The organism is Buttiauxella noackiae (assembly GCF_000737905.1).
GTDB lineage: Bacteria > Pseudomonadota > Gammaproteobacteria > Enterobacterales > Enterobacteriaceae > Buttiauxella > Buttiauxella noackiae.
The window spans coordinates 995,788-1,020,588 of record NZ_JPRU01000002.1 but is presented as its reverse complement, the minus strand read 5'-3'; the positions used below and the strand labels follow the sequence as shown (position 1 = coordinate 1,020,588).

The following is a 24,801-nucleotide window of genomic DNA, read 5'->3' as shown; positions in this document are numbered from 1 at the left end:
AGGTAACACGAGTCACGCAGGCGAAAAAACAGCAAATCAGGGTGTTAGCAGTCCATATCATTCAAATCTGTTTCCCCGTCATACTTGAAGCTGTATCTGCGTTGACTTCACTCACTCAAACCAGTCACTTACTTAAGTAAGCTCCCGGCTATTCATGAGCTTGCCGCCTTGCTACAGCTCCCATTATTTAGGAGAAAGTACCACTAATAACGGTCCTGATTGATTGGGTCAATACCGATACACTGTTACATAACTTATTCTCAGGTGAAAGGCTGACCCTATAACTTTTGCGAATTATACGGCTTTTCTGGCATCGTTTGTAACAAGAATGTTTAACTTTTGTCAAATCAGATGATTAAAATTTAAAATAATGTTGTTATCGTGATCCTGCTCACTGTTCCGACCAAAACCCTTCAAACTATATGTAGGTTAATTGTAATGAATTTGTGAAGCGCCTATACTGCCGCCAGGTCTCCGGAATACCCTGCCACCGGGCGCCACCCAGCGTTGTAGCCAGTTTTTTGGCATCTGGATGTAGCTGTTTTTGCATGACGCACAGTTATAGAAAGTTCACGCTGTCTGACCCCGCCTGCAGATCCGGAGGAAGGAAACTATAAGAACAGCATGTGGGCGCTATTCATGATAAAAAATGCGAAAAAACAAAGACCTGTAAACCTCGATCTCACAACGATGAGGTTCCCCGTCACTGCAATCGCTTCCATCCTCCATCGTGTATCCGGCGTGATCACCTTTGTGGCTGTAGGCATCCTACTTTGGTTATTAGGCCAGTCACTCTCATCTCCAGAAGGCTTTCTTGTTGCATCAGCAATAATGAGTAGCTTCTTTGTTAAATTCATTATGTGGGGCATCCTCACAGCACTGGCTTATCACGTTGTTGTGGGTATCCGCCACATCATGATGGATACCGGTATGCTGGAAGAAACCCTGATAGCGGGCAAACGATCCGCGATGATTTCCTTTGTTATTACTGTCGTGCTTTCACTTCTCGCAGGAGTCCTCGTATGGTAAGCAATGCCTCCGCATTAGGTCGCAATGGCGTGCATGACTATATATTGGTCCGTGCCTCCGCCATCGTCATCACCCTGTACATCATTTATATGATCGGGTTCTTCGCTGTTACCGGCGATTTAACCTACGAGGTCTGGAGTGGTTTCTTCGGCTCTGCCTTCACCAAAGTGTTCACCCTGCTGACATTGTTCTCAATTTTGATCCATGCCTGGATTGGCATGTGGCAGGTGTTGACCGACTACGTTAAACCAGTGGCGATTCGTCTTGGGCTGCAACTCGTGATTGTTGTAGCACTGCTGGTTTACGTCATTTATGGATTCGTTGTGGTGTGGGGTGTGTAATGAGTTTACCAGTCAGAGAGTTTGATGCAGTCGTGATCGGTGCTGGTGGTGCAGGTATGCGCGCCGCACTGCAAATTTCGCAAGGCGGCCAGACATGTGCCTTGTTGTCTAAAGTTTTCCCAACCCGTTCCCATACCGTATCTGCGCAAGGTGGTATCACCGTTGCACTGGGTAATACCCACGAAGATAACTGGGAATGGCATATGTATGACACGGTAAAAGGTTCCGACTATATCGGTGACCAGGACGCCATTGAATATATGTGTAAAACCGGCCCGGAAGCGATTCTGGAACTGGAGCATATGGGTCTGCCGTTCTCCCGTCTTGAAGATGGCACTATTTATCAGCGTCCGTTTGGCGGCCAGTCGAAAAACTTCGGTGGCGAACAAGCGGCACGTACAGCAGCAGCAGCTGACCGTACTGGTCACGCCTTATTGCACACCCTGTATCAACAAAACCTGAAAAACAAAACCACGATCTTCTCCGAATGGTATGCGCTTGATCTGGTGAAAAACGCCGATGGCGCGGTGGTGGGTACGACTGCGCTGTGTATCGAAACGGGCGAAGTGGTTTACTTCAAAGCGAAAGCGACCATTCTGGCAACCGGTGGTGCGGGCCGTATCTATCAGTCCACTACTAACGCGCACATTAATACCGGTGATGGTGTTGGTATGGCGCTGCGTGCCGGTGTTCCGGTACAGGATATGGAAATGTGGCAGTTCCACCCAACCGGTATCGCCGGGGCTGGGGTTCTTGTCACAGAAGGTTGTCGTGGTGAAGGCGGTTATCTGCTGAACAAACATGGCGAGCGTTTCATGGAGCGTTATGCGCCAAACGCTAAAGATTTGGCGGGCCGTGACGTTGTTGCGCGTTCTATCATGATTGAAATTCGCGAAGGTCGCGGTTGTGACGGCCCATGGGGTCCACACGCGAAACTGAAACTCGACCACCTGGGTAAAGAAGTTCTTGAGTCCCGCCTGCCGGGCATTCTCGAGCTTTCTCGTACCTTCGCCCACGTTGACCCGGTTAAAGAGCCAATTCCGGTTATCCCAACCTGCCACTATATGATGGGCGGGATCCCGACCAAAGTAACCGGCCAGGCACTGACTGTGAATGAGCAGGGCGAAGACGTTCTGATTCCTGGTCTGTTTGCCGTGGGTGAAATTGCGTGTGTATCCGTTCACGGCGCAAACCGTCTGGGCGGTAACTCTCTGCTTGACCTGGTTGTATTTGGTCGTGCTGCGGGCATGCATCTTCTGGAGTCTATCGAAGAACAAGGCGAACTGCGTGATGCGACTGAAGACGAAATCAATGTTGCGCTCGAACGTCTGAACCGCTGGAACGGCAACCGTAACGGCGAAGACCCAGTACAAATTCGTAAAGCGCTTCAGGAATGTATGCAGCACAACTTCTCGGTATTCCGTGAAGGTGACGCCATGGCCAAAGGCCTTGAGCAGCTGAAACAAATTCGCGAGCGCCTGAAAAACGCCCGTCTGGATGATACTTCAAGCGAGTTCAACACCCAGCGTGTTGAGTGTCTGGAACTTGATAACCTGATGGAAACCGCTTTTGCGACCGCCGTTTCCGCTAATTTCCGCACCGAAAGTCGTGGCGCGCATAGCCGCTTCGACTATCCGGACCGTGACGATGCGAACTGGCTGTGCCACAGCCTGTATCTGCCAGAGTCGGAAAGCATGACGCGCCGTGAGGTGAACATGCAGCCGAAACTGCGTCCGGCATTCCCACCGAAAGTGCGTACTTATTAATAGCGGAGCAAAGTGATGAAACTCGAATTCTCTATTTATCGCTACAACCCGGATGTTGACGATGCTCCGCGTATGCAGGAGTACACCCTGGAAGGGGAAGAAGGGCGCGACATGATGTTGCTTGACGCGCTGATGCAACTGAAAGAAAAAGATCCAACACTGTCGTTCCGTCGTTCATGCCGTGAAGGGGTTTGTGGCTCCGATGGTGTCAACATGAACGGCAAGAATGGCCTGGCTTGTATCACGCCAATCTCAGCATTGGGTAACGGAAAGCAGAAGATTGTCATCCGTCCACTGCCTGGATTACCGGTTGTACGCGATCTGGTTGTGGACATGGGGCAATTCTATGCTCAATATGAGAAGATTAAGCCTTACTTGTTGAATAATGGGCAAAATCCACCTGCTCGTGAGCATTTACAATCACCTGAGCAACGTGAAAAACTGGATGGTCTGTACGAGTGCATTCTTTGCGCCTGTTGCTCGACTTCCTGCCCGTCGTTCTGGTGGAACCCGGATAAGTTCATCGGCCCGGCAGGCTTACTGGCTGCGTACCGCTTCTTAATTGATAGCCGTGATACAGAAACCGCCAGTCGTCTTGACGGTATGAGCGATGCTTTCAGCGTATTCCGCTGCCATAGCATTATGAATTGCGTCAGTGTTTGTCCTAAGGGATTGAACCCGACGAAAGCCATCGGTCACATTAAGTCGATGTTGCTACAAAAGAGTGCTTAGTAAGTAAACAAATGGCGGATGACGCAGGCTTATCCGCCCTACAATGCAAAAATGTAGGGTGGATAAACGAAGTGCCATCCACCGCCTGGCTCCCGGATGGGAGCTATGCAGGAAACCTTTAAAAACTGCCCAGTTGCGACAGTTTTTAAAGGTTCCTTCGCGAGCTACCTGATAAGCGAATAGCTCGTTGTTGTGAACCCCGGTAATGCGTACAAATTTTGTACGTAATAGTTATTCACGGCGAAATAAGCATAAAAATGCTTAAGGGATCACGATGCAGAACGGCGAAATGAAAGCCTGGCTGGATTCCTCTTACCTGGCAGGTGCAAACCAGTCCTGGATAGAGCAGCTCTATGAAGACTTCTTAACCGATCCTGACTCTGTTGATGCGCACTGGCGCTCAATGTTCCAGCAATTACCTGGAACCGGGGCCAGACCGGATCAATTCCATTCCAAAACACGTGATTATTTCCGTCGTCTGGCGAAGGATGCCTCACGTTATTCCACCGCAATTACCGACCCTGACACCGACGTTAAGCAAGTCAAAGTGTTGCAGCTCATCAATGCATGGCGTTTCCGTGGCCATCAGGCAGCAAACCTTGATCCGCTTGGCTTGTGGAAACAGGACGCGGTTCCCGATCTTGACCCAGCATTCCACAATCTGACTGAGGCCGATCTTCAGGAAACCTTCAATGTAGGTTCATTTGCCAGCGGCAAAGAGACCATGAAGCTTGCTGACTTGATTGATGCGCTCAAGCAGACGTATGGCGGTTCGATCGGTGCGGAATATATGCACATCACCAACACTGAAGAGAAACGCTGGATCCAGCAGCGCATTGAATCAGTGGTTGGGCATTCAACGTTTACCGTTGAAGAAAAGAAACGCTTCCTGCAAGAACTGACCGCAGCAGAAGGCCTTGAGCGTTACCTGGGTGCAAAATTCCCCGGCGCAAAACGCTTCTCGCTGGAAGGTGGTGATGCGCTGGTGCCAATGCTCAAAGAGATGATCCGCCATGCGGGCAAGAGCGGCACTCGTGAAGTGGTTCTGGGTATGGCGCACCGTGGCCGCCTGAACGTACTGATCAACGTACTCGGCAAGAAACCGCAGGAACTGTTCGACGAGTTCGCCGGTAAGCATAAAGAACATCTCGGCACAGGTGATGTGAAGTACCACATGGGCTTCTCATCTGATGTTGAAACCGAAGGCGGCCTGGTTCACCTGGCGCTGGCGTTTAACCCGTCGCACCTGGAAATCGTAAGCCCGGTGGTTATTGGTTCTGTGCGCGCACGTCTGGATCGTTTAGATAAACCAGGCAGCAACCAGGTTCTGCCAATCACCATTCACGGTGACGCAGCGGTTGCGGGGCAAGGTGTTGTTCAGGAAACCCTGAACATGTCCAAAGCGCGTGGTTACGAAGTGGGCGGTACCGTTCGCATCGTTATCAACAACCAGATTGGTTTCACTACGTCCAACCCACTGGATGCTCGTTCCACGCCTTACTGTACCGATATCGGTAAGATGGTGATGGCACCGATTTTCCACGTGAATGCGGATGACCCGGAAGCGGTGGCGTTTGTCACTCGTCTGGCGCTGGATTTCCGTAACACCTTTAAGCGCGACGTGTTTATCGACCTGGTTTGCTACCGTCGCCATGGTCATAACGAAGCTGATGAGCCAAGTGCAACTCAGCCAGTGATGTACCAGAAAATTAAGAAACACCCGACGCCGCGTAAGATCTACGCAGACCGTCTGGAGCAGCAAAAACTGGCAACGCTTGAAGATGCCACCGAAATGGTGAATCTCTACCGCGATGCGCTGGATGCTGGCGAGTGTGTGGTGGAAGAATACCGCCCAATGAACATGCACTCCTTTACCTGGTCGCCATACCTCAACCACGAGTGGGATGAGAGCTATCCGAACAAGGTAGAGATGAAGCGTTTGCAGGAGCTGGCTAAGCGTATTAGCAGTACCCCTGAAACTGTTGAGATGCAGTCACGCGTAGCGAAAATCTACAGTGACCGTATGGAAATGGCGAACGGCGCGAAGAAATTTGACTGGGGCGCGGCTGAAAACCTGGCGTACGCAACACTGGTTGATGAAGGCGTTTCTGTGCGTTTGTCGGGTGAAGACGTAGGACGTGGGACATTCTTCCACCGTCATGCTGTGATTCACAACCAGACTAACGGTTCAACTTACACGCCGCTGCAACACGTTCACAACAGCCAGGGCGAGTTCAAAGTCTGGGACTCCGTACTGTCTGAAGAAGCCGTTCTGGCATTCGAATACGGTTATGCCACTGCGGAACCTCGCACGCTGACTATCTGGGAAGCTCAGTTCGGCGACTTCGCCAACGGCGCTCAGGTTGTGATTGACCAGTTCATCAGCTCCGGCGAGCAGAAGTGGGGACGTATGTGTGGCCTGGTGATGTTGCTGCCACACGGTTACGAAGGTCAGGGCCCGGAGCACTCCTCTGCGCGTCTGGAACGTTATCTCCAGTTGTGTGCTGAGCAGAACATGCAGGTTTGTGTGCCTTCGACTCCAGCACAGGTTTACCACATGCTGCGTCGTCAGGCGCTGCGCGGTATGCGCCGTCCGCTGGTGGTGATGTCACCGAAATCTTTACTGCGTCATCCACTGGCGGTTTCCACCATGGATGAACTGGCTAACGGCACCTTCCTGCCTGCGATTGGCGAAGTTGACGAGCTGGATCCTGCTGGCGTGAAACGCGTGGTAATGTGTTCTGGTAAGGTTTATTACGATTTGCTGGAACAGCGTCGTAAGAACGGCCAGAAAGATGTGGCGATTGTGCGCATCGAACAGTTGTATCCATTCCCGCATCAGGCGATGCAGGAAGTGTTGAAACCATTTGCTCACGTACATGATTTTGTCTGGTGCCAGGAAGAGCCGCTTAACCAGGGCGCCTGGTACTGCAGCCAGCACCATTTCCGTGAAGTAGTTCCATTTGGATCAGGTCTGCGTTACGCAGGTCGTCCAGCCTCCGCATCACCTGCGGTAGGGTACTTGTCCGTTCACCAGAAGCAGCAGCAAGATCTGGTTAATGACGCGCTGAACGTCGATTAATTAAAGGATAAAAAATGAGTAGCGTAGATATTCTAGTTCCTGACCTGCCTGAGTCCGTTGCCGATGCAACCGTTGCAACCTGGCATAAAAAACCGGGTGACACCGTTACCCGTGACGAAGTGCTGGTGGAAATCGAAACTGACAAAGTGGTACTGGAAGTACCGGCGTCGGCAGATGGTGTTCTGGATGCTGTACTGGAAGATGAAGGTACAACCGTAACTTCTCGTCAAATTTTGGGCCGCCTGCGTGAAGGTAATAGTTCCGGTAAAGAGACTTCTGCGAAAACAGAAAGCAAAGAGTCTACCCCGGCACAGCGCCAGCAGGCTTCTTTGGAAGAGCAGAGCAATGACGCACTCAGCCCGGCTATTCGCCGCCTGATTGCAGAGCATTCTCTGGATGCTAATGCCATTAAAGGCAGCGGCGTCGGTGGCCGTATTACCCGTGAAGATGTTGATAAGCATCTGACCCAGGCGAAAGCGGCTCAACCGGCGGCAGCGAAAACAGCTGTTGAAACTAAAGCTCCGGTTGCCCCAATTGCTGGCCGTAGCGAAAAACGCGTTCCAATGACTCGCCTGCGCAAACGCGTTGCTGAGCGTCTGTTGGAAGCGAAAAACTCCACCGCCATGCTTACCACTTTTAACGAAGTGAACATGAAGCCAATCATGGATCTGCGTAAGCAATACGGTGACTCTTTCGAAAAACGCCACGGTGTGCGTCTGGGCTTCATGTCCTTCTACATCAAAGCGGTGGTTGAGGCGCTGAAACGCTATCCAGAAGTGAACGCTTCTATCGATGGCGAAGACGTGGTTTACCACAACTACTTCGACGTTAGCATCGCGGTTTCAACGCCACGTGGCCTGGTGACTCCGGTACTGCGTGATGTTGATACCCTGGGTATGGCTGACATCGAAAAACGCATCAAAGAACTGGCAGTGAAAGGCCGTGACGGCAAACTGACTGTTGAAGATTTGACTGGCGGTAACTTCACCATCACCAACGGTGGTGTGTTTGGTTCCCTGATGTCAACACCGATCATCAACCCGCCGCAGAGCGCGATCCTCGGTATGCACGCTATTAAAGATCGTCCAATGGCGGTTGACGGTAAAGTTGAGATCTTACCAATGATGTATCTGGCACTGTCTTACGATCACCGTTTGATCGATGGCCGTGAGTCAGTGGGTTATCTGGTAGCAATCAAAGAATTGCTCGAAGACCCGACTCGTCTGCTGCTGGACGTTTAGTTTTAAAGCATCACCTGCACTGTAGGCCGAAAGCTGCGCACCATCTGGCATGAATAGCGCACCGGCCTACAGGTTTATAACGATTACCCTGAAGGATGGATAGAACTCATGAACTTACACGAGTATCAGGCGAAACAGTTGTTTGCGCGATATGGCCTGCCGGCTCCAGTCGGTTACGCCTGTAACACACCGCGTGAAGCGGAAGAAGCAGCATCAAAAATTGGTGCAGGTCCGTGGGTGGTGAAATGTCAGGTTCATGCTGGTGGCCGCGGTAAAGCGGGCGGCGTGAAAGTGGTCAACAGCAAAGAAGATATCCGTGCTTTTGCTGAGCACTGGCTGGGCAAACGCCTGGTAACCTACCAGACAGATGCAAATGGCCAGCCGGTTCACCAGATTCTGGTTGAAGCTGCGACTGACATTGATAAAGAACTGTATCTTGGCGCGGTGGTTGATCGTAGCTCCCGTCGCGTAGTGTTTATGGCGTCTACCGAAGGTGGCGTTGAAATTGAGAAAGTTGCGGAAGAAACCCCGCACCTGATCCACAAAGTTGCACTGGATCCGCTGGCAGGCCCAATGCCTTACCAGGGCCGTGAACTGGCATTCAAACTGGGTCTGGAAGGTAAACAAGTTCAGCAGTTCACTAAGATCTTTATGGGTCTGGCGAACATCTTCCTTGAGCGCGATCTGGCACTTATCGAAATCAACCCGCTGGTTATCACTAAGCAGGGTGATCTGGTGTGCCTGGATGGCAAACTGGGCGCTGATGGCAACGCACTGTTCCGCCAGCCAGAGCTGCGCGAAATGCGCGACCCAAGCCAGGAAGATGCGCGTGAATCTCAGGCTGCACAGTGGGAACTGAACTACGTTGCGCTTGATGGCAACATCGGTTGCATGGTTAACGGTGCGGGCCTGGCAATGGGCACCATGGACATCGTTAAACTGCACGGCGGCGAACCAGCAAACTTCCTGGACGTTGGCGGCGGCGCAACCAAAGAACGCGTAACCGAAGCATTCAAAATCATTCTGTCTGACGACAAAGTGAAAGCGGTTCTGGTTAACATCTTCGGCGGTATCGTACGTTGCGACCTGATCGCAGACGGCATCATTGGTGCGGTTGCAGAAGTCGGTGTTAACGTTCCAGTGGTCGTTCGTCTGGAAGGTAACAATGCGGAACTGGGTGCGAAAAAACTGGCAGATAGTGGCCTGAATATTATTGCAGCGAAAAGTCTGACGGATGCAGCACAGCAGGTTGTTGCTGCCGTGGAGGGGAAATAATGTCCATTTTGATCGATAAAAATACCAAGGTGATTTGCCAGGGTTTCACCGGCAGCCAGGGGACTTTCCACTCCGAGCAGGCGATTGCATACGGTACGCAGATGGTTGGCGGTGTTACGCCAGGTAAAGGCGGCACTGAGCACCTCGGCCTGCCAGTATTTAACACCGTGCGTGAAGCAGTAGAAGCAACCGGTGCAACAGCATCTGTTATCTACGTCCCAGCCCCGTTCTGCAAAGACTCCATTCTGGAAGCTATCGATGCAGGCATTAAGCTGATTATCACTATCACTGAAGGCATCCCGACGCTGGATATGCTGACGGTGAAAGTGAAACTGGACGAAGCTGGCGTGCGCATGATCGGGCCAAACTGCCCAGGTGTTATCACTCCAGGCGAGTGCAAAATCGGTATCATGCCAGGCCACATTCACCTGCCGGGCAAAGTGGGCATCGTTTCCCGCTCCGGTACGTTGACTTATGAAGCGGTTAAACAGACCACTGATATCGGTCTGGGCCAGTCTACTTGCGTAGGCATCGGCGGTGACCCGATCCCTGGATCTAACTTCATCGATATCCTGAAAATGTTCCAGGAAGATCCGAAGACTGAAGCTATCGTGATGATCGGCGAGATCGGCGGTAGCGCTGAAGAAGAAGCTGCAGCTTACATCAAAGAGCATGTCACCAAGCCAGTTGTTGGTTACATCGCAGGTGTCACTGCGCCGAAAGGCAAGCGTATGGGCCACGCAGGCGCCATCATCGCGGGCGGTAAAGGGACTGCGGATGAGAAATTCGCAGCTCTGGAAGCCGCAGGCGTGAAAACTGTTCGCAGCCTGGCTGACATCGGTGACGCACTGAAAGCTATTTTGCCTCAGTAAGCAAAGAGATAAGAGTAAGTCCCCTGAGCAGTTGGAGTTGTAGCAAGGCAGCAAGCGAGCTTATCCCGTGGGCTTAATTTAGTCAGTAATTCGGGTAAGTGAGAGCAGCTAACGCTGTTACGGCTCCTGGTGCGAAGGAGATAAATGTTCGACATGGTTGGCCGCCCACTGGGCGGCCTTTTTTATGGACAAAATTTGCGGTTATTGATTGGAGTCTTCCCTTAACAGCCACTTATGACACCTTGAGCGATTTGGCAGCCTCAGTAGCTTAAAAGGCTGAAAGGTTTTCACTTCGACTGTTAGCATCGATGCTGGAGCATCATTACCGGTATGTTGGTTATCAAAAAGGGAAAATGGATGAAAATTCACTGTAACAACAATCAGCAAGAGCAGGAGAGTCCAAACCTTTCCGCTTTCACCTACCGTCAAAATCGTATCTGGTAATGGCTCGTCGGCCGTAATTCTGCGGTTTTTTTAAGGTCAGTTTTTAAATGTTTTATGTTTTTAAGGACTACACTCCTTACGACTAACCTTATCAAAAACAGTGCCTTGTTAAATAATAAAACACTAAAAGTAAATTAATTGTTAATCCTTGGTAAGGAAAGAAACAGCCTCATGAAAATAGCGAGAGCAGATAAAAAACGATCGCTGTTAATGCTCGGAATTTATTTTTTAACTTCTCTGCAATAAATAATTTTTGTTTATGGGTGTCATTTTTCTATTAACCTTAGTGATATGTTCAAAACATATCATTAACATCAACTTTACTATTAATTTAAGTGGGAAACTAAATTAACAACCATGGAATAAATTGCGCTAGATCAATATCTAAAACTGGCTAGTGGTATGCAAAACAGCGTAAATTGTTGCAGATCAAACTGGCTGTTGAGGGACATTTTCGCTATAAATTGATCACTGTCGAGAAACGTAAATAACACTAAGCAATTACCTATTTATTGTAGGGAAATTGCAGGGTAATATATTTGCGGATTATTTTTGGTTTTTATTAACGTGTTTGTAACCTTTCATCTTTCTTCGTCACATGCAAATAAAATGACGAAGGGATGAAGTCTGGAAGCGAATGTTTTTGTATTAGGGCATGCGTTGTGGTTTTCCTTACGGTGAGCCACGGTCGGAGTCTTCATGCGAAGAGCAAGGAGTCAAGATGTTTGATATTGTCGAACTGTCGCGCTTACAGTTTGCCTTGACCGCGATGTACCACTTTCTGTTTGTGCCACTAACGCTCGGTATGGCGTTCTTGTTGGCCATTATGGAAACTGTGTACGTTCTGTCAGGTAAGCAAATTTATAAAGATATGACCAAGTTCTGGGGCAAGTTGTTTGGTATCAACTTTGCTTTGGGCGTGGCTACCGGTTTAACCATGGAGTTCCAGTTCGGTACAAACTGGTCTTACTATTCACACTACGTGGGTGATATTTTTGGTGCCCCACTGGCCATCGAAGGCCTGATGGCATTCTTCCTTGAATCCACCTTTGTAGGTCTGTTCTTCTTCGGTTGGGATCGTCTGGGCAAAGTTCAGCACATGGCGGTAACCTGGCTGGTGGCACTTGGCTCCAACCTTTCTGCATTGTGGATTCTGGTCGCAAACGGCTGGATGCAGAACCCGATTGCTTCCGACTTCAACTTCGAAACGATGCGTATGGAGATGGTCAGTTTCTCTGAACTGGTCCTTAACCCGGTTGCGCAGGTGAAATTCGTTCACACCGTAGCGTCTGGTTACGTATGTGGTGCGATGTTCATCCTCGGTGTGAGCTCTTACTACCTGCTTAAAGGCCGTGACGTTGCATTTGCGAAGCGTTCTTTTGCAATCGCTGCAAGCTTTGGTATGGCGGCAATCCTGTCTGTAATCGTGCTGGGTGATGAATCTGGTTACGAGATGGGTGACGTACAGAAAACCAAACTGGCTGCTATTGAAGCAGAGTGGGAAACTCAACCAGCTCCAGCAGCATTTACGCTGTTTGGTATCCCGAACCAGGACAAGCAAGAAAATAGCTATGCGATCCAGATCCCATACGCGCTTGGCATCATCGCCACCCGCTCTGTGGATAAGCAAGTTATTGGTCTGAAAGACTTGATGGTGCAACACGAAGAACGTATTCGTAACGGCATGAAGGCTTATAGCCTGCTGGAACAATTACGTGCTGGCTCTAAAGACCAGGCGGTTCGCGATAACTTTGAGTCCGTCAAGAAAGACTTAGGTTATGGTTTGCTGCTTAAACGCTATACCCCTAACGTCTCTGACGCGACGGAAGAGCAGATTCAGAAAGCAACTAAGGATTCTATTCCTCGTGTCGCTCCGCTGTACTTTGCATTCCGTATCATGGTGGGTTGTGGCTTCCTGATGCTGTTCATCATCGCAGCCTCCTTCTGGACGGTGACGCGTAATGCAATCGGCTCGAAAAAATGGCTGTTGCGTGCGGCGCTGTATGGTATCCCACTGCCTTGGATTGCGATTGAATCTGGTTGGTTTGTTGCCGAATACGGTCGTCAGCCATGGGCTGTTGGTGAGGTATTGCCAACTGCGGTTGCTAACTCCTCTCTGACTGTGGGCGATCTGATCTTCTCCATGGTACTGATTTGCGGCCTTTATACGCTGTTTATGGTGGCGGAACTGTTCCTGATGTTCAAATTTGCTCGCCTTGGGCCGAGCAGTCTGAAAACAGGTCGCTATCACTTTGAGCAGTCCAATGTGACCTCTCAGCCGGCACGCTAAGACAGGAGTCGTCAAATGATCGATTATGAAGTATTGCGTTTTATCTGGTGGCTGCTGGTTGGCATTCTGCTGATTGGTTTTGCAGTTACTGATGGCTTTGATATGGGCGTAGGTATGCTGTCCCGTATCATTGGCAAAACAGACGTTGAACGCCGCATCATGGTGAACTCCATCGCCCCTCACTGGGACGGTAACCAGGTATGGCTCATTACTGCTGGCGGTGCATTGTTCGCTGCCTGGCCGATGGTTTATGCAGCTGCGTTCTCCGGTTTCTATGTGGCAATGATTCTGGTGCTGGCTTCATTGTTCTTCCGTCCGGTAGGTTTTGACTACCGTTCGAAGATTGAAGACATGCGTTGGCGTGGCATGTGGGACTGGGGCATTTTCATCGGTAGTTTTGTGCCGCCGTTGGTTATCGGTGTGGCGTTCGGCAACTTGCTGCAAGGGGTGCCGTTCCACGTTGATGAGTATCTGCGTCTGTACTACACCGGAAACTTCTTCCAGTTGCTGAACCCGTTTGGCCTGTTGGCTGGTGTCGTGAGCGTCTCCATGATCCTTGCTCAGGGCGCAACTTACCTGCAAATGCGTACTGTGGGTGAATTGCATCTTCGCGCTAAAGCCGCTGCTCAAATTTCAGCGCTGGTGATGATGGTGTGCTTCGCACTTGCTGGTGTTTGGGTGATTTACGGCATCGATGGTTACGTTGTGACTTCAGAGCTGAACCACCATGCAGCATCGAATCCGCTGACTAAAGAAGTCGCTCGTCAGGCTGGTGCCTGGATGGTGAACTTCAATAATATGCCGATTCTGTGGCTCATTCCGGCTCTGGGTGTGGTTCTGCCATTGTTGACTGTGTTGATGTCTCGTCTTGAGAAAGGCGCGATGGCATTCGTGTTCTCCTCATTGACTCTGGCGTGTGTGATTCTGACTGCTGGTGTGGCGATGTTCCCGTTCGTGATGCCTTCAAGCACCATGTTGAATGCTAGCCTCACTATGTGGGATGCAACATCCAGCCAGTTAACTCTGAATGTGATGACCTATGTTGCTGCGGTATTTGTACCGATCATTCTTATCTACACCACCTGGTGTTACTGGAAAATGTTCGGTCGAATCACCAAAGAGCATATCGAAAGCAACACCCACTCTCTGTACTAAGTAAGGAGCTGATTATGTGGTACTTTGCATGGATTCTGGGGACGCTTCTTGCCTGTGCTTTTGGCATCATTACCGCCCTGGCACTTGAGCACGTTGAAGCTGCTAAAGCCGGTAAAGAAGAAATTTGATGGAAGCAATTATCGCGAAGCTCTATGCGGTAATGGATAAGAGCCCTTTAAGGGCTCTTTCCTTGATAATGGCATTAGTTCTTGCTGTGTGTATATTTTGGGACCCGTCCCGCTTTGCGGCGAAAACCAGTAGCCTCGAAATCTGGCATGGTTTTTTGCTGATGTGGGCTGTATGCACCGGTGTGATTCATGGCGTGGGTTTTCGCCCTCGTAAAGTGCTGTGGCAGGGGGTTTTTAGCCCGTTACCTGCACAATTAGTCTTGCTGGCAGGACTGGCTATTTTCTTCTTCTGATGCTTCTTTAACCTCAAAGATTTTCATAGAATATTTATGGGCTTTAACAAGCCCATAAATATTTACCTAACGTTTAATGCAACCCATTCCCAACCCCCATCCTCTTGCGTATAGTAGCAACGTTAAATTGCATTACCGGGATGTATTGTGAGTACAACGCTGTTTCGATGGCCGGTTCGTGTCTATTACGAAGACACTGACGCCGGTGGTGTGGTATACCACGCCAGTTATGTTGCTTTCTATGAAAGAGCACGCACTGAAATGTTGCGCCATCACCATTTTAGCCAGCAAGATTTGTTGGCAGAGCGCGTCGCCTTTGTTGTCCGCAGAATGACGGTGGATTATTTGGCGCCTGCCCGACTCGACGATTTACTCGAAATCCAAAGTGAAATTACATCGATGCGTGGTACCTCTATGGTATTTACACAGCGAATCGTCAATGCCGATAATCAGGTACTCAATGAAGCTGAGGTCCTGATCGTCTGTGTTGATCCACACCTAATGAAGCCTCGTGCGCTTCCCAAGTCTATTGTCGCGGAGTTCAAGCAGTGACTGACATGAATATCCTTGATTTGTTCCTGAAGGCAAGCCTTTTGGTCAAATTCATCATGTTGATTTTGATTGGTTTTTCCATTGCATCATGGGCAATCATTATTCAGCGAACGCGAATCCTCAATGCTGCTACTCGTGAAGCAGAAGCCTTTGAAGATAAGTTCTGGTCGGGCATTGAATTGTCCCGTCTCTATCAAGAAAGCCAGGGCCGCCGTGACAATCTTGCTGGCTCTGAACAAATTTTCTATTCAGGCTTTAAAGAGTTTGCCCGACTGCATCGTGCAAACACACACGCACCTGAAGCGGTCGTTGAAGGGGCATCTCGCGCCATGCGTATTTCCATGAGCCGTGAGTTGGAAACGCTGGAAACACACATTCCTTTCCTTGGAACCGTGGGTTCCATCAGCCCGTATATCGGTCTGTTTGGTACGGTTTGGGGGATCATGCACGCCTTTATCGCACTAGGTGCGGTGAAACAAGCGACATTGCAGATGGTTGCTCCAGGTATCGCAGAAGCACTGATTGCAACTGCAATCGGCCTGTTCGCTGCAATCCCTGCTGTTATGGCGTATAACCGCCTGAACCAACGTGTGAACAAACTGGAATTGAATTACGACAACTTCATGGAAGAGTTCACGGCTATCCTGCACCGTCAGGCTTTTACCAGCAGCGATAAGCAGTAAGGGGTAAGTCATGGCCAGACGTACACGTGGTCGTCGTGAACTAAAGTCAGAAATTAACATCGTTCCTCTTCTGGACGTGCTGCTGGTGCTGTTGCTTATCTTTATGGCAACGGCACCTATCATCACTCAAAGCGTTGAAGTCGATCTACCTGATGCGACAGATTCGCAGACGGTGAGCAGTAACGATGAACCGCCGGTTATTATTGAAGTGTCCGGGGTAGGGCAGTACAGCGTGGTGGTTGAGAAAGACCGTATGGACCAGTTGCCATCTGAACAGGTTATTGCGGAAGCTCAGCGTCGTTTACAGGCAAACCCGAAAACGGTCTTTTTGATCGGTGGTGCTAAAGATGTTCCTTACGAGGAAATTATCAAAGCACTTAACATGCTGCATAGCGCAGGTGTGAAATCCGTCGGTCTGATGACGCAGCCAATCTGATCCATCTCGCGATATTTGGGAACCGATAGTGTCAAAGGCAACCATAGAAAACGATAAGCTCAAGCGCGCGATAATCGTCTCAGTGATCCTGCATATCATTTTGATTGCAGTCCTGATTTGGAGTTCGTTTGACGAGCACATCGACGCCAGTGCTGGCGGCGGTGGGGGTTCGGCTATTGACGCGGTCATGGTCGACCCGGGTGCTGTTGTTCAGCAGTATAATCGTCAGCAACAGCAGCAGGCGAGCAGTAAACGTGCGGCTGAGCAACGCGAGAAACAGGCGCAGCAACAGGCTGAAGAGCTTCAGGAAAAACAGGCTGCTGAACAACAGCGTCTGAAGCAACTGGAGAAAGAACGCCTGGAAGCGCAGGAACAAGCGAAGCAACAAGCAGACCAGCAGAAACAGGCGCAAGAAGCCGCTAAAGAAGCACAGGAGCAACAGAAGCAAGCTGAAGCAGCGGCGGCGAAAGCCAAAGCAGACGCCAAAGCCCAGGCTGATGCTCAGGCAAAATCTCAGGCTGACGCCCAGGCGAAGGCTGCGGAAGAAGCGGCGAAGAAAGCTGCAGCTGATGCGCAAAAGAAAGCCACTGAAGAAGCAGCTAAAAAAGCCGCTGATGCAGAGAAAAAAGCAGCTGCTGAAGCCGCTGCTGCGGCGAAAAAATCTCAGCAGGAAGCCGAAAAGAAAGCCGCAGATGCTGCAGCGAAGAAAGCTCAGCAAGATGCTGAGAAGAAAGCTGCCGCTGAAGCCGCTAAAAAGGCTGCTGATGCTGAGAAGAAAGCAGCAGCAGAAGCTGCTGCTGCCGAGAAAGCTGCCTCTGAAAAAGCTGCGGCCGATAAGGCTGCTGCTGCAAAAGCTGCCGCTGATAAGAAAGCTGCTGCAGATGCTAAGAAAAAGGCTGCTGCTGAGAAAGCCGCGGCCGATAAAGCTGCCGCTGCGGGTGTTGACGATCTGTTTGGCGACTTGAGCTCAGGTAAGAATGCACCGAAAACTGGCGCAGGAGCGAAAGGTAATAGCGCAGCTGCGGCTGGAAAAGGGAATACTAAAAATAATGGCGCTTCTGGTGCTGAAATCAGTGGTTACGCAGGTCAGATAAAAGCAGCAATAGAAAGTAAGTTTTACCAGGACCCTGCCTTCAGTGGCAAGACCTGTTCATTGCGCATAAAACTGGCTCCTGATGGTTTACTTCTTGATATCAAATCAGAAGGTGGCGATCCGGCTCTGTGTCAGGCTGCCATTGCGGCAGCACGTCTGGCGAAGATTCCAAAGCCGCCAAGCCAGGACGTTTATGAAGCTTTCAAAAACGCGCCTATCGACTTTAAGCCACAGTAAAATTTTCCTCGCGAAAGTGGGGAAAACTAACCAGGCTGTGTCACAGGGTTTTGGTAGTTTTGTGTATTTGAGTTTGTTAACATTCTGCTAAATTATCGTGGGCTTTGGGTCCAGATAAGGGAGATATGATGAAGCAGGCATTTCGAGTAGCTTTAAGTTTTTTAATGCTGTGGGCAGCAGTACTGCACGCAGAAGTTCGTATTGAGATCACCCAAGGGGTGGACTCAGCACGTCCAATTGGTGTTGCGCCATTTAAATGGGGAGGCCCTGGTGCCGCGCCAGAAGATATTGGTGGCATCGTTGCTGCTGACTTACGTAATAGTGGCAAATTCAATCCACTAGATCGTTCACGCTTACCGCAGCAGCCTGGCTCCGCTCAGGAAGTGCAACCGGCCGCGTGGACTGCTCTGGGTATTGATGCCGTTGTTGTAGGCCAGGTTACACCAAACGGTGATGGCAGCTATACCGTTGCTTACCAGTTGGTTGATACTTCTGGTGCGCCTGGTACTGTGCTTGCGCAGAACTCCTACAAGGTGAACAAACAATGGATTCGCTATGCTGGCCATACCGCAAGTGATGAAGTGTTTGAGAAGTTGACAGGCATTAAAGGTGCGTTCCGTACGCGTATCGCTTATGTAGTGCAGACTAACGGCGGCCAGTTCCCGTATGAACTGCGCGTATCTGATTACGACGGCTACAACACCAATGTTGTCAAACGTTCTCCTGAACCGTTGATGTCACCAGCATGGTCTCCAGACGGCAGCAAACTGGCTTATGTAACTTTTGAAAGTGGCCGTTCTGCTCTGGTTATCCAGACTCTGGCGAATGGTGCAATTCGTCAGGTAGCTTCCTTCCCTCGTCATAACGGTGCGCCAGCATTTTCTCCAGACGGTAGCAAACTGGCCTTCACGCTATCTAAAACCGGTAGTATGAACCTGTATGTTATGGACATTGCTTCTGGTCAGATTCGTCAGGTGACTGATGGACGCAGCAACAATACAGAACCAACGTGGTTCCCGGATAGTCAGAATGTAGCTTATACATCTGACCAGGCTGGGCGCCCACAGATTTATAAAGTGAATATCAACGGTGGTGCTCCACAGCGTCTGTCCTGGGAAGGTCCTCAGAACCAGAATGCTGATGTGAGTTCCGACGGTAAGTTTATGGTGATGGTGAGCTCCAATAGTGGGCAGCAACACATCGCCAAACAGGATCTGGTAGCGGGTGGCGTACAAACTTTATCGTCAACGTTCCTGGATGAAACGCCAAGTCTGGCACCTAACGGCACGATGGTAATCTACAGCTCTTCTCAGGGGATGGGATCTGTGCTGAATCTGGTCTCAACAGATGGGCGTTTCAAAGCGCGTCTTCCGGCAACCGATGGTCAGGTTAAATCTCCTGCCTGGTCGCCGTATCTGTGATAATAAAATATTAAAGGATCAACGAAATGCAACTGAACAAAGTGCTGAAAGGGCTGATGCTGGCACTGCCTGTTATGGCAATTGCTGCGTGTAGTTCTAACAAGAGCGCCAACAACGAGAGCGGCGAAGGTATGCTGGGCGCCGGCACTGGTATGGACGCTAACGGTAGCAATGGCAACATGTCATCTGAAGAACAGGCTCGCCTGCAGATGCAACAGCTGCAACAGAACAACATCGTATACTTCGGTCTGGATAAATATGATGTTTCTTCTGAATTCGCTGCAATGCTGGATGCGCACGCTAACTTCCTGCGTAGCAACCCATCTTACAAAGTGACTGTAGAAGGTCATGCGGACGAACGTGGTACCCCGGAATATAACATTGCCCTGGGTGAGCGTCGTGCTAGCGCTGTTAAGATGTACCTGCAAGGTAAAGGCGTTTCTGCAGACCAGATCTCCATCGTTTCTTACGGTAAAGAAAAACCAGCTGTACTGGGTCATGACGAAGCGGCTTACGCTAAAAACCGTCGTGCCGTACTGGTTTACTAAGAGAACTGCATGAACAGTAACCTCAGACATCACTTGTTGAGTCTGTCGTTACTGGTTGGCATAGCGGCCCCCTGGGCCGCTACTGCTCAGGCGCCAATCAGTAGTGTCGGCTCAGGCTCGGTCGAAGACCGTGTCACTCAACTCGAGCGTATTTCTAACGCTCATAGTCAACTTTTAACCCAACTCCAACAACAACTCTCTGATAATCAAAATGATATTGATTCCCTGCGTGGTCAAATTCAGGAAAGCCAATACCAATTGAATCAGGTTGTTGAGCGTCAGAAGCAAATTTTATTGCAGATAGACAGCCTTGGTAGTGGTGGTGCAGCAGGACAAGCGGCCGGTAGCACCGATCAGGGAGCTGCAGCGGCAGCTACTCCTGATGCTGGTGCGGCCGCTGAAACACCAACTGCAGCCGCTCCAGTGCAAGGTGGTGACGCTAACAGTGACTACAATGCGGCTATTGCCATGGTGCAGGATAAGTCCCGTCAGGATGAAGCCCTTGCTGCATTTCAGAGTTTTGTTAAGAAGTACCCGGATTCAACTTACCAGCCAAATGCAAATTACTGGTTAGGTCAGTTGAATTATAACAAGGGGAAAAAAGATGATGCGGCGTTTTATTTTGCCTCTGTGGTGAAAAATTACCCGAAATCACCTAAAGCTCCAGATGCCATGTATAAAGTCGGTGTGATCATGCAAGACAAAGGCGATACTGCAAAAGCGAAAGCTGTGTATCAGCAAGTGATCAAACAATTCCCAAATACCGATGGCGCAAAGCAGGCTCAAAAACGTCTGAATGCGATGTAGCGTGTACGGCCTGACCAGATATTGCTGCTTTTCTGGTCAAGCCGAACAAAACACCAGCCATTAGGTGATCTTGATCGAAATTCTTGTTGCGTCAAAATCTTAAATCAGTAATATATGCCGCCGTTGCCAAGGGATATCAAACAAACCGAAAGTGACACGAAATTGGGTCGTTAGCTCAGTTGGTAGAGCAGTTGACTTTTAATCAATTGGTCGCAGGTTCGAATCCTGCACGACCCACCAATTTCGATTCAGTAAGTATTTGAAGAAGCAGTAAACCGCATTGCGGGGCGTTAGCTCAGTTGGTAGAGCAGTTGACTTTTAATCAATTGGTCGCAGGTTCGAATCCTGCACGCCCCACCAATTTCGATGCAGTAAGTTTTTGAAGAAGCAGTAAACCGCATTGCGGGGCGTTAGCTCAGTTGGTAGAGCAGTTGACTTTTAATCAATTGGTCGCAGGTTCGAATCCTGCACGCCCCACCACTTTATAAGTGGAATGTAATAAGTAAAGCGTGAAGGGTTTGAACCTGCAGCAGGTTCGAGTTGAGCAAAGCGAAACAGCGTTGCTTTAAACGACCCGAAGGGCGAGGCCACAGGCCGAGTAATCCTGCACGCCCCACCAGTTTTTAAAGTAGTACCGAAGTTTGGGTGATTAGCTCAGTTGGTAGAGCACCTCCTTTACACGGAGGGGGTCGGCGGTTCGAGCCCGTCATCACCCACCATTCGGGTCGTTAGCTCAGTTGGTAGAGCAGTTGACTTTTAATCAATTGGTCGCAGGTTCGAATCCTGCACGACCCACCAATGTAGAAAGGCGCCCTAAAGGCGCCTTTTTGCTATCTGCAATTCCAGGTTGAAATTAAATTCTCCACGACAATTCCGCCGTAATTCGCTATCTTGTTTAGCATACAAAACAACCGTGGCCATTTCTGGTAGATCTTCGCCAGAATAGTGCTAATTTGGTTAAGTCAGTCAAACGAGAAAGTACTATGAGCGTAATGTTCGATCCAGAAGCAGCGATTTATCCCTTCCCACCTAAACCACAGCCTTTGAGCGCGGATGAAAAGCAATTTTACCGTGAGAAAATCAAGCGTCTGCTGAAAGAGCGGAATGCTGTGATGGTGGCTCATTACTACACTGATCCTGAAATTCAGGCTCTTGCTGAAGAGACGGGAGGCTGTATCTCCGATTCTCTTGAGATGGCCCGTTTTGGGGCCAATCACCCAGCAACCACGTTATTGGTAGCCGGGGTGCGTTTTATGGGGGAAACCTCGAAAATCTTGAGCCCGGAAAAAACCGTTCTGATGCCAACTTTGAATGCAGAGTGCTCTTTGGATCTCGGCTGTCCAATTGAAGAGTTCAATGCTTTCTGCGATCAACACCCTGATCGCACAGTGGTGGTCTATGCTAATACTTCCGCAGCGGTAAAAGCGCGTGCAGATTGGGTTGTGACTTCCAGCATTGCAGTTGAATTAATTGAACATCTTGACAGTCTGGGCGAGAAAATTATCTGGGCACCGGACCGCCATTTGGGAAATTACGTTCAAAAGCAGACTGGTGCTGATGTGTTGTGCTGGCAAGGTGCGTGTATCGTGCATGACGAGTTTAAAACTCAGGCATTGACTCGCATGAAAGCGCTTTATCCTGACGCTGCGGTGCTTGTACATCCTGAATCCCCACAAGCCATTGTTGATTTAGCTGATGCGGTTGGTTCTACCAGCCAGTTGATTGCGGCTGCGCAAACATTGCCGCATAAGCAACTCATTGTGGCCACGGATCGCGGTATTTTCTACAAAATGCAGCAGGCGTGCCCGGATAAAGAATTGTTCGAAGCGCCGACAGCAGGAGAAGGTGCAACGTGCCGTACCTGTGCACATTGCCCGTGGATGGCAATGAACGGCCTGAAAGCCATCGCTGAGGGGCTGGAGCATGGCGGAGCGGCACACGAGATCCATGTTGATGCTGCGCTGCGTGAGGGAGCGCTGGTGCCTTTAAATCGAATGTTAGATTTTGCCGCTGAGTTGCGACGCAATATTAAGGGTAATGCGTAAGGGTATACCTTCAGGAGCGAATATGGACTTTTTTAGCACGCAGAACATTTTGGTTCACATACCCATCGGAGCAGGCGGGTATGATTTATCGTGGATTGAAGCGATCGGAACACTGGCGGGTTTACTCTGTATCTGGCTGGCAAGTCTTGAGAAAATTAGTAATTACGCATTTGGTTTAATTAACGTTACCCTATTTGCGATTATTTTCTTCCAGATTCAACTCTATGCGAGCCTGTTGCTACAGCTGTTCTTCTTTGCGGCTAATATTTATGGCTGGTATGCCTGGTCGAGACAAACCAGTGACAATCAGGCTGAACTCCATATCCGCTGGTTACCCTTGCCTAAGGCGCTGGCCTGGATTGTATTCTGTGTCGGCGCGATTGGGCTGATGACGATATTCATCGACCCGGTATTTGCTTTCCTGACGCGTACGGCAGTTTCAGTTATGCAGGCGCTGGGCCTGAATGTCACGATGCCTGATCTTCAGCCTGATGCGTTTCCATTCTGGGATTCTTGCATGATGGTGCTGTCCATTGTGGCGATGATTCTGATGACTCGTAAGTACGTCGAAAACTGGCTGCTTTGGGTGATCATTAACATGATTAGCGTAGTTATCTTTGCCTTACAGGGCGTCTATGCAATGTCGCTGGAATATTTGATCCTGACATTTATTGCGCTCAACGGTAGCCGCATGTGGATCAAAAGTGCGCATGAACGTGGTTCACGCGCGTTTTCCTAATCAGTGGTGATGATGGGCATGGCCATGATGGTCATGCTCATCATGCTCGTTTAAATCACAATCCTGCCCATGACAAAGCTGATACTCCATCTGTACCGTGGCATGCTCAATCTGATATTCCTCTTTTAAAAAATGGTGGATGCGCTCCAGCAGAGCATCGTGATCGTGCGGCGGTACCACCTGAACGTGCAAAGTCATCAACGGCTTCTCACCCACTAGCCAGATATGGACATGATGAACATTCCGTACTTCCGGAATGGTTCTGGTAAGTTTGCGTTTCAGTACCGGAATATCAAAAGCATGAGGTGCGCCTTCGAGAAGCTCATTAACGCTCTCTTTAAGCAAATTCCATGCGCTACGTAGCACCAGACACGAAACCAGGATGGAAAGGATAGGGTCAATAGGTGTCCAGCCTGTCCAAAGAATGATCAGTGCCGCAGCAATGGCTCCTACCGAACCTAACAAATCTCCCAAAACGTGCAGGGCTGCGGCGCGAACGTTAATATTTTTTTCTTCGTTTCCGCGATGCAAAATCCAGAACGAAAATAGATTCGCCAGTAACCCGGCAAACGCAATAATCAGCATCGTCCAGCCCGCTATGGGTTGCGGATGATAAAAACGGACTACAGCCTCCCAGACAATCAGAATGGTAATTACCACCAGAGCAATTGCATTCACAAAGGCTGCAAGTGTCGTCAATCTTAACCAGCCAAAGGTATGGCGAGTATTTGGTGGACGGCGCGCAAACTGTACTGCCAGCAAAGCCACCAGTAATGCCGCTGCATCTGTCAGCATATGACCCGCGTCAGCGAGCAGGGCAAGCGAGCCAGAAAGCACACCACCGATGACTTCGGCCACCATAAAAAGCGCTGTGACAGCAAAGGCCCACAGAAGGCGCCTGGAGTTGGAATCACTCGGGGTATGTTGATGTGTATGCGCCATGGTTCCTCTATATCCGTAAGGCAATAATGCGCTAATTATAACCACTAACATTGTTAACTTGCTGAATAACGCTCATAAAAAAGGAGAGCCTAAGCTCCCCCTTATCTTTCCGGGCTTAATTTACTGCGAGGTGCCGTCCACTTTTGTGTTCACGTCATCTCCGCTACCGGTTTCTACCTTTTTGTTCATATCCGGGCATTTCCCGTCCTTACACATCGAATTTTTATGGATTTCATCTTTGCTCATTCCATCGTTGGTCATACCGCTGCTGCTGGTTGAGCCATTAGGATGAAGCATGGTGCCGCTATTATTGATATTGCTGTTATCGACGTTTTTCGGTGCGAGATTCTGATTTGCATCTGGTGCAACCTGGCCTGCTTCGGCACTTGCGTTTGCCTGACCATTATTGCTCCCGCTAGTTTCAGCGGCCATTGCCAGACTGCTTGCTACAGAAAGGGTTGCTGTCAGGAAAAGTGCAGTTAATTTATTCATTTAATGCTCCTGTTATGGTCGTTATTGCTGGATAACTTCTTCCAACAGTGCACTGACTTTATTCTGTGCATGGTGCTTTTATCGGCTAAATATGTCAGCCAGGAAAGCTGCATCAGAATACAATTTTGCTAATTCAGTGTTTTTCAGTGTTAACAATT

At 49.7% G+C, this 24,801-nt stretch carries 24 protein-coding genes, 5 tRNA genes and 1 other RNA gene; 27 read left to right on the top strand and 3 right to left on the bottom strand.

Features of this window, described 5'->3' with window-relative positions; translation table 11 throughout:
• Positions 1-187 precede the first annotated feature (187 nt).
• Positions 188-346: a hypothetical protein gene (locus tag IX31_RS23795; protein ID WP_422110230.1), complete on the bottom strand. Its 159-nt coding sequence runs from the start codon at positions 344-346 to the stop codon at positions 188-190.
• Between the two features lie 278 nt (positions 347-624).
• Between IX31_RS23795 and sdhC the strand changes: the two genes are divergently transcribed.
• The 27 genes from sdhC (at position 625) to pnuC (ending at position 23,209) form a co-directional block, all read left to right on the top strand.
• The gene (gene sdhC / locus IX31_RS13140; protein ID WP_034458776.1) at positions 625-1,029 is read left to right on the top strand and encodes a succinate dehydrogenase cytochrome b556 subunit; all 405 of its coding nucleotides are present in this window, start codon (positions 625-627) and stop codon (positions 1,027-1,029) included.
• Positions 1,023-1,370, top strand: coding sequence for a succinate dehydrogenase membrane anchor subunit (gene sdhD, locus IX31_RS13135; RefSeq protein WP_034458774.1), 348 nt, complete (start codon positions 1,023-1,025; stop codon positions 1,368-1,370). The genes sdhC and sdhD overlap by 7 nt, the downstream gene beginning before the upstream one ends.
• Complete coding sequence (gene sdhA, locus IX31_RS13130) at positions 1,370-3,136, top strand: succinate dehydrogenase flavoprotein subunit (RefSeq protein ID WP_034458771.1); 1,767 nt, start codon at positions 1,370-1,372, stop codon at positions 3,134-3,136. The genes sdhD and sdhA overlap by 1 nt, the downstream gene beginning before the upstream one ends.
• Positions 3,137-3,151: 15 nt before the next feature.
• Complete coding sequence (locus IX31_RS13125) at positions 3,152-3,868, top strand: succinate dehydrogenase iron-sulfur subunit (RefSeq protein ID WP_034458770.1); 717 nt, start codon at positions 3,152-3,154, stop codon at positions 3,866-3,868.
• 274 nt (positions 3,869-4,142) lie between these two features.
• The gene (sucA, locus tag IX31_RS13120; protein WP_034458768.1) at positions 4,143-6,950 is read left to right on the top strand and encodes a 2-oxoglutarate dehydrogenase E1 component; all 2,808 of its coding nucleotides are present in this window, start codon (positions 4,143-4,145) and stop codon (positions 6,948-6,950) included.
• Positions 6,951-6,964: 14 nt separating this feature from the next.
• On the top strand, positions 6,965-8,191 hold the full coding sequence (gene odhB / locus IX31_RS13115; protein WP_034458766.1) for a 2-oxoglutarate dehydrogenase complex dihydrolipoyllysine-residue succinyltransferase: 1,227 nt from the start codon (positions 6,965-6,967) through the stop codon (positions 8,189-8,191).
• A 108-nt stretch (positions 8,192-8,299) separates the two neighbouring features.
• Positions 8,300-9,466, top strand: a complete 1,167-nt coding sequence (gene sucC, locus IX31_RS13110; RefSeq protein ID WP_034458764.1) for an ADP-forming succinate--CoA ligase subunit beta — start codon at positions 8,300-8,302, stop codon at positions 9,464-9,466.
• Positions 9,466-10,338, top strand: a complete 873-nt coding sequence (sucD, locus tag IX31_RS13105; protein WP_034458762.1) for a succinate--CoA ligase subunit alpha — start codon at positions 9,466-9,468, stop codon at positions 10,336-10,338. The genes sucC and sucD overlap by 1 nt, the downstream gene beginning before the upstream one ends.
• 1,165 nt (positions 10,339-11,503) lie before the next feature.
• Positions 11,504-13,072 carry a cytochrome ubiquinol oxidase subunit I gene (gene cydA, locus IX31_RS13100; protein ID WP_034458760.1) on the top strand — a complete coding sequence of 523 codons (1,569 nt, stop codon included), beginning with the start codon at positions 11,504-11,506 and terminating at the stop codon, positions 13,070-13,072.
• Positions 13,073-13,087: 15 nt separating this feature from the next.
• Positions 13,088-14,227: a cytochrome d ubiquinol oxidase subunit II gene (gene cydB, locus IX31_RS13095; protein WP_034458758.1), complete on the top strand. Its 1,140-nt coding sequence runs from the start codon at positions 13,088-13,090 to the stop codon at positions 14,225-14,227.
• A 14-nt stretch (positions 14,228-14,241) separates the two neighbouring features.
• Positions 14,242-14,355, top strand: coding sequence for a cytochrome bd-I oxidase subunit CydX (gene cydX / locus IX31_RS22405; RefSeq protein WP_064512614.1), 114 nt, complete (start codon positions 14,242-14,244; stop codon positions 14,353-14,355).
• Positions 14,355-14,648: a cyd operon protein YbgE gene (gene ybgE / locus IX31_RS13090; RefSeq protein ID WP_034458756.1), complete on the top strand. Its 294-nt coding sequence runs from the start codon at positions 14,355-14,357 to the stop codon at positions 14,646-14,648. The genes cydX and ybgE overlap by 1 nt, the downstream gene beginning before the upstream one ends.
• Before the next feature lie 147 nt (positions 14,649-14,795).
• On the top strand, positions 14,796-15,200 hold the full coding sequence (ybgC, locus tag IX31_RS13085; RefSeq protein WP_034458754.1) for a tol-pal system-associated acyl-CoA thioesterase: 405 nt from the start codon (positions 14,796-14,798) through the stop codon (positions 15,198-15,200).
• Complete coding sequence (gene tolQ, locus IX31_RS13080; protein WP_072009447.1) at positions 15,197-15,883, top strand: Tol-Pal system protein TolQ; 687 nt, start codon at positions 15,197-15,199, stop codon at positions 15,881-15,883. The genes ybgC and tolQ overlap by 4 nt, the downstream gene beginning before the upstream one ends.
• A 10-nt stretch (positions 15,884-15,893) precedes the next feature.
• Complete coding sequence (gene tolR / locus IX31_RS13075) at positions 15,894-16,319, top strand: colicin uptake protein TolR (protein ID WP_034458750.1); 426 nt, start codon at positions 15,894-15,896, stop codon at positions 16,317-16,319.
• Positions 16,320-16,347: 28 nt separating this feature from the next.
• Positions 16,348-17,649 carry a cell envelope integrity protein TolA gene (gene tolA / locus IX31_RS13070; protein WP_034458748.1) on the top strand — a complete coding sequence of 434 codons (1,302 nt, stop codon included), beginning with the start codon at positions 16,348-16,350 and terminating at the stop codon, positions 17,647-17,649.
• Between the two features lie 128 nt (positions 17,650-17,777).
• Positions 17,778-19,070 (top strand): Tol-Pal system beta propeller repeat protein TolB, encoded by a 1,293-nt coding sequence (gene tolB, locus IX31_RS13065; RefSeq protein ID WP_034458746.1) that lies wholly within the window; start codon positions 17,778-17,780, stop codon positions 19,068-19,070.
• A gap of 26 nt (positions 19,071-19,096) precedes the next feature.
• On the top strand, positions 19,097-19,618 hold the full coding sequence (gene pal, locus IX31_RS13060) for a peptidoglycan-associated lipoprotein Pal (protein ID WP_034458744.1): 522 nt from the start codon (positions 19,097-19,099) through the stop codon (positions 19,616-19,618).
• Positions 19,619-19,627: 9 nt separating this feature from the next.
• A complete protein-coding gene (gene cpoB / locus IX31_RS13055) occupies positions 19,628-20,425 on the top strand; it encodes a cell division protein CpoB (RefSeq protein ID WP_034458742.1) in 798 nt (265 codons plus the stop codon).
• 164 nt (positions 20,426-20,589) lie between these two features.
• Positions 20,590-20,665, top strand: a tRNA-Lys gene (locus tag IX31_RS13050).
• A gap of 44 nt (positions 20,666-20,709) precedes the next feature.
• Positions 20,710-20,785, top strand: a tRNA-Lys gene (locus tag IX31_RS13045).
• A gap of 44 nt (positions 20,786-20,829) precedes the next feature.
• Positions 20,830-20,905: transfer RNA gene (locus IX31_RS13040), tRNA-Lys, on the top strand.
• Positions 20,906-20,920: 15 nt separating this feature from the next.
• Positions 20,921-21,044: non-coding RNA, RtT sRNA (locus IX31_RS22400), on the top strand.
• 24 nt (positions 21,045-21,068) lie between these two features.
• Positions 21,069-21,144: transfer RNA gene (locus tag IX31_RS13035), tRNA-Val, on the top strand.
• Between the two features lie 3 nt (positions 21,145-21,147).
• A tRNA-Lys gene (locus tag IX31_RS13030) sits at positions 21,148-21,223 on the top strand.
• Between the two features lie 185 nt (positions 21,224-21,408).
• Positions 21,409-22,470 (top strand): quinolinate synthase NadA, encoded by a 1,062-nt coding sequence (nadA, locus tag IX31_RS13025; RefSeq protein WP_034458740.1) that lies wholly within the window; start codon positions 21,409-21,411, stop codon positions 22,468-22,470.
• A 22-nt stretch (positions 22,471-22,492) separates the two neighbouring features.
• Positions 22,493-23,209, top strand: coding sequence for a nicotinamide riboside transporter PnuC (gene pnuC / locus IX31_RS13020; protein ID WP_034458738.1), 717 nt, complete (start codon positions 22,493-22,495; stop codon positions 23,207-23,209).
• On the opposite strand, the gene zitB is transcribed toward pnuC, so the two are convergent.
• Together zitB and IX31_RS13010 are read right to left on the bottom strand one after the other, a co-directional pair.
• Positions 23,210-24,151 carry a CDF family zinc transporter ZitB gene (zitB, locus tag IX31_RS13015; protein ID WP_034458737.1) on the bottom strand — a complete coding sequence of 314 codons (942 nt, stop codon included), beginning with the start codon at positions 24,149-24,151 and terminating at the stop codon, positions 23,210-23,212.
• A gap of 120 nt (positions 24,152-24,271) precedes the next feature.
• Entirely contained in the window at positions 24,272-24,643 is a 372-nt protein-coding gene (locus IX31_RS13010) for a YbgS-like family protein (RefSeq protein WP_034458735.1), read from the bottom strand.
• Between the last annotated feature and the right edge of the window lie 158 nt (positions 24,644-24,801).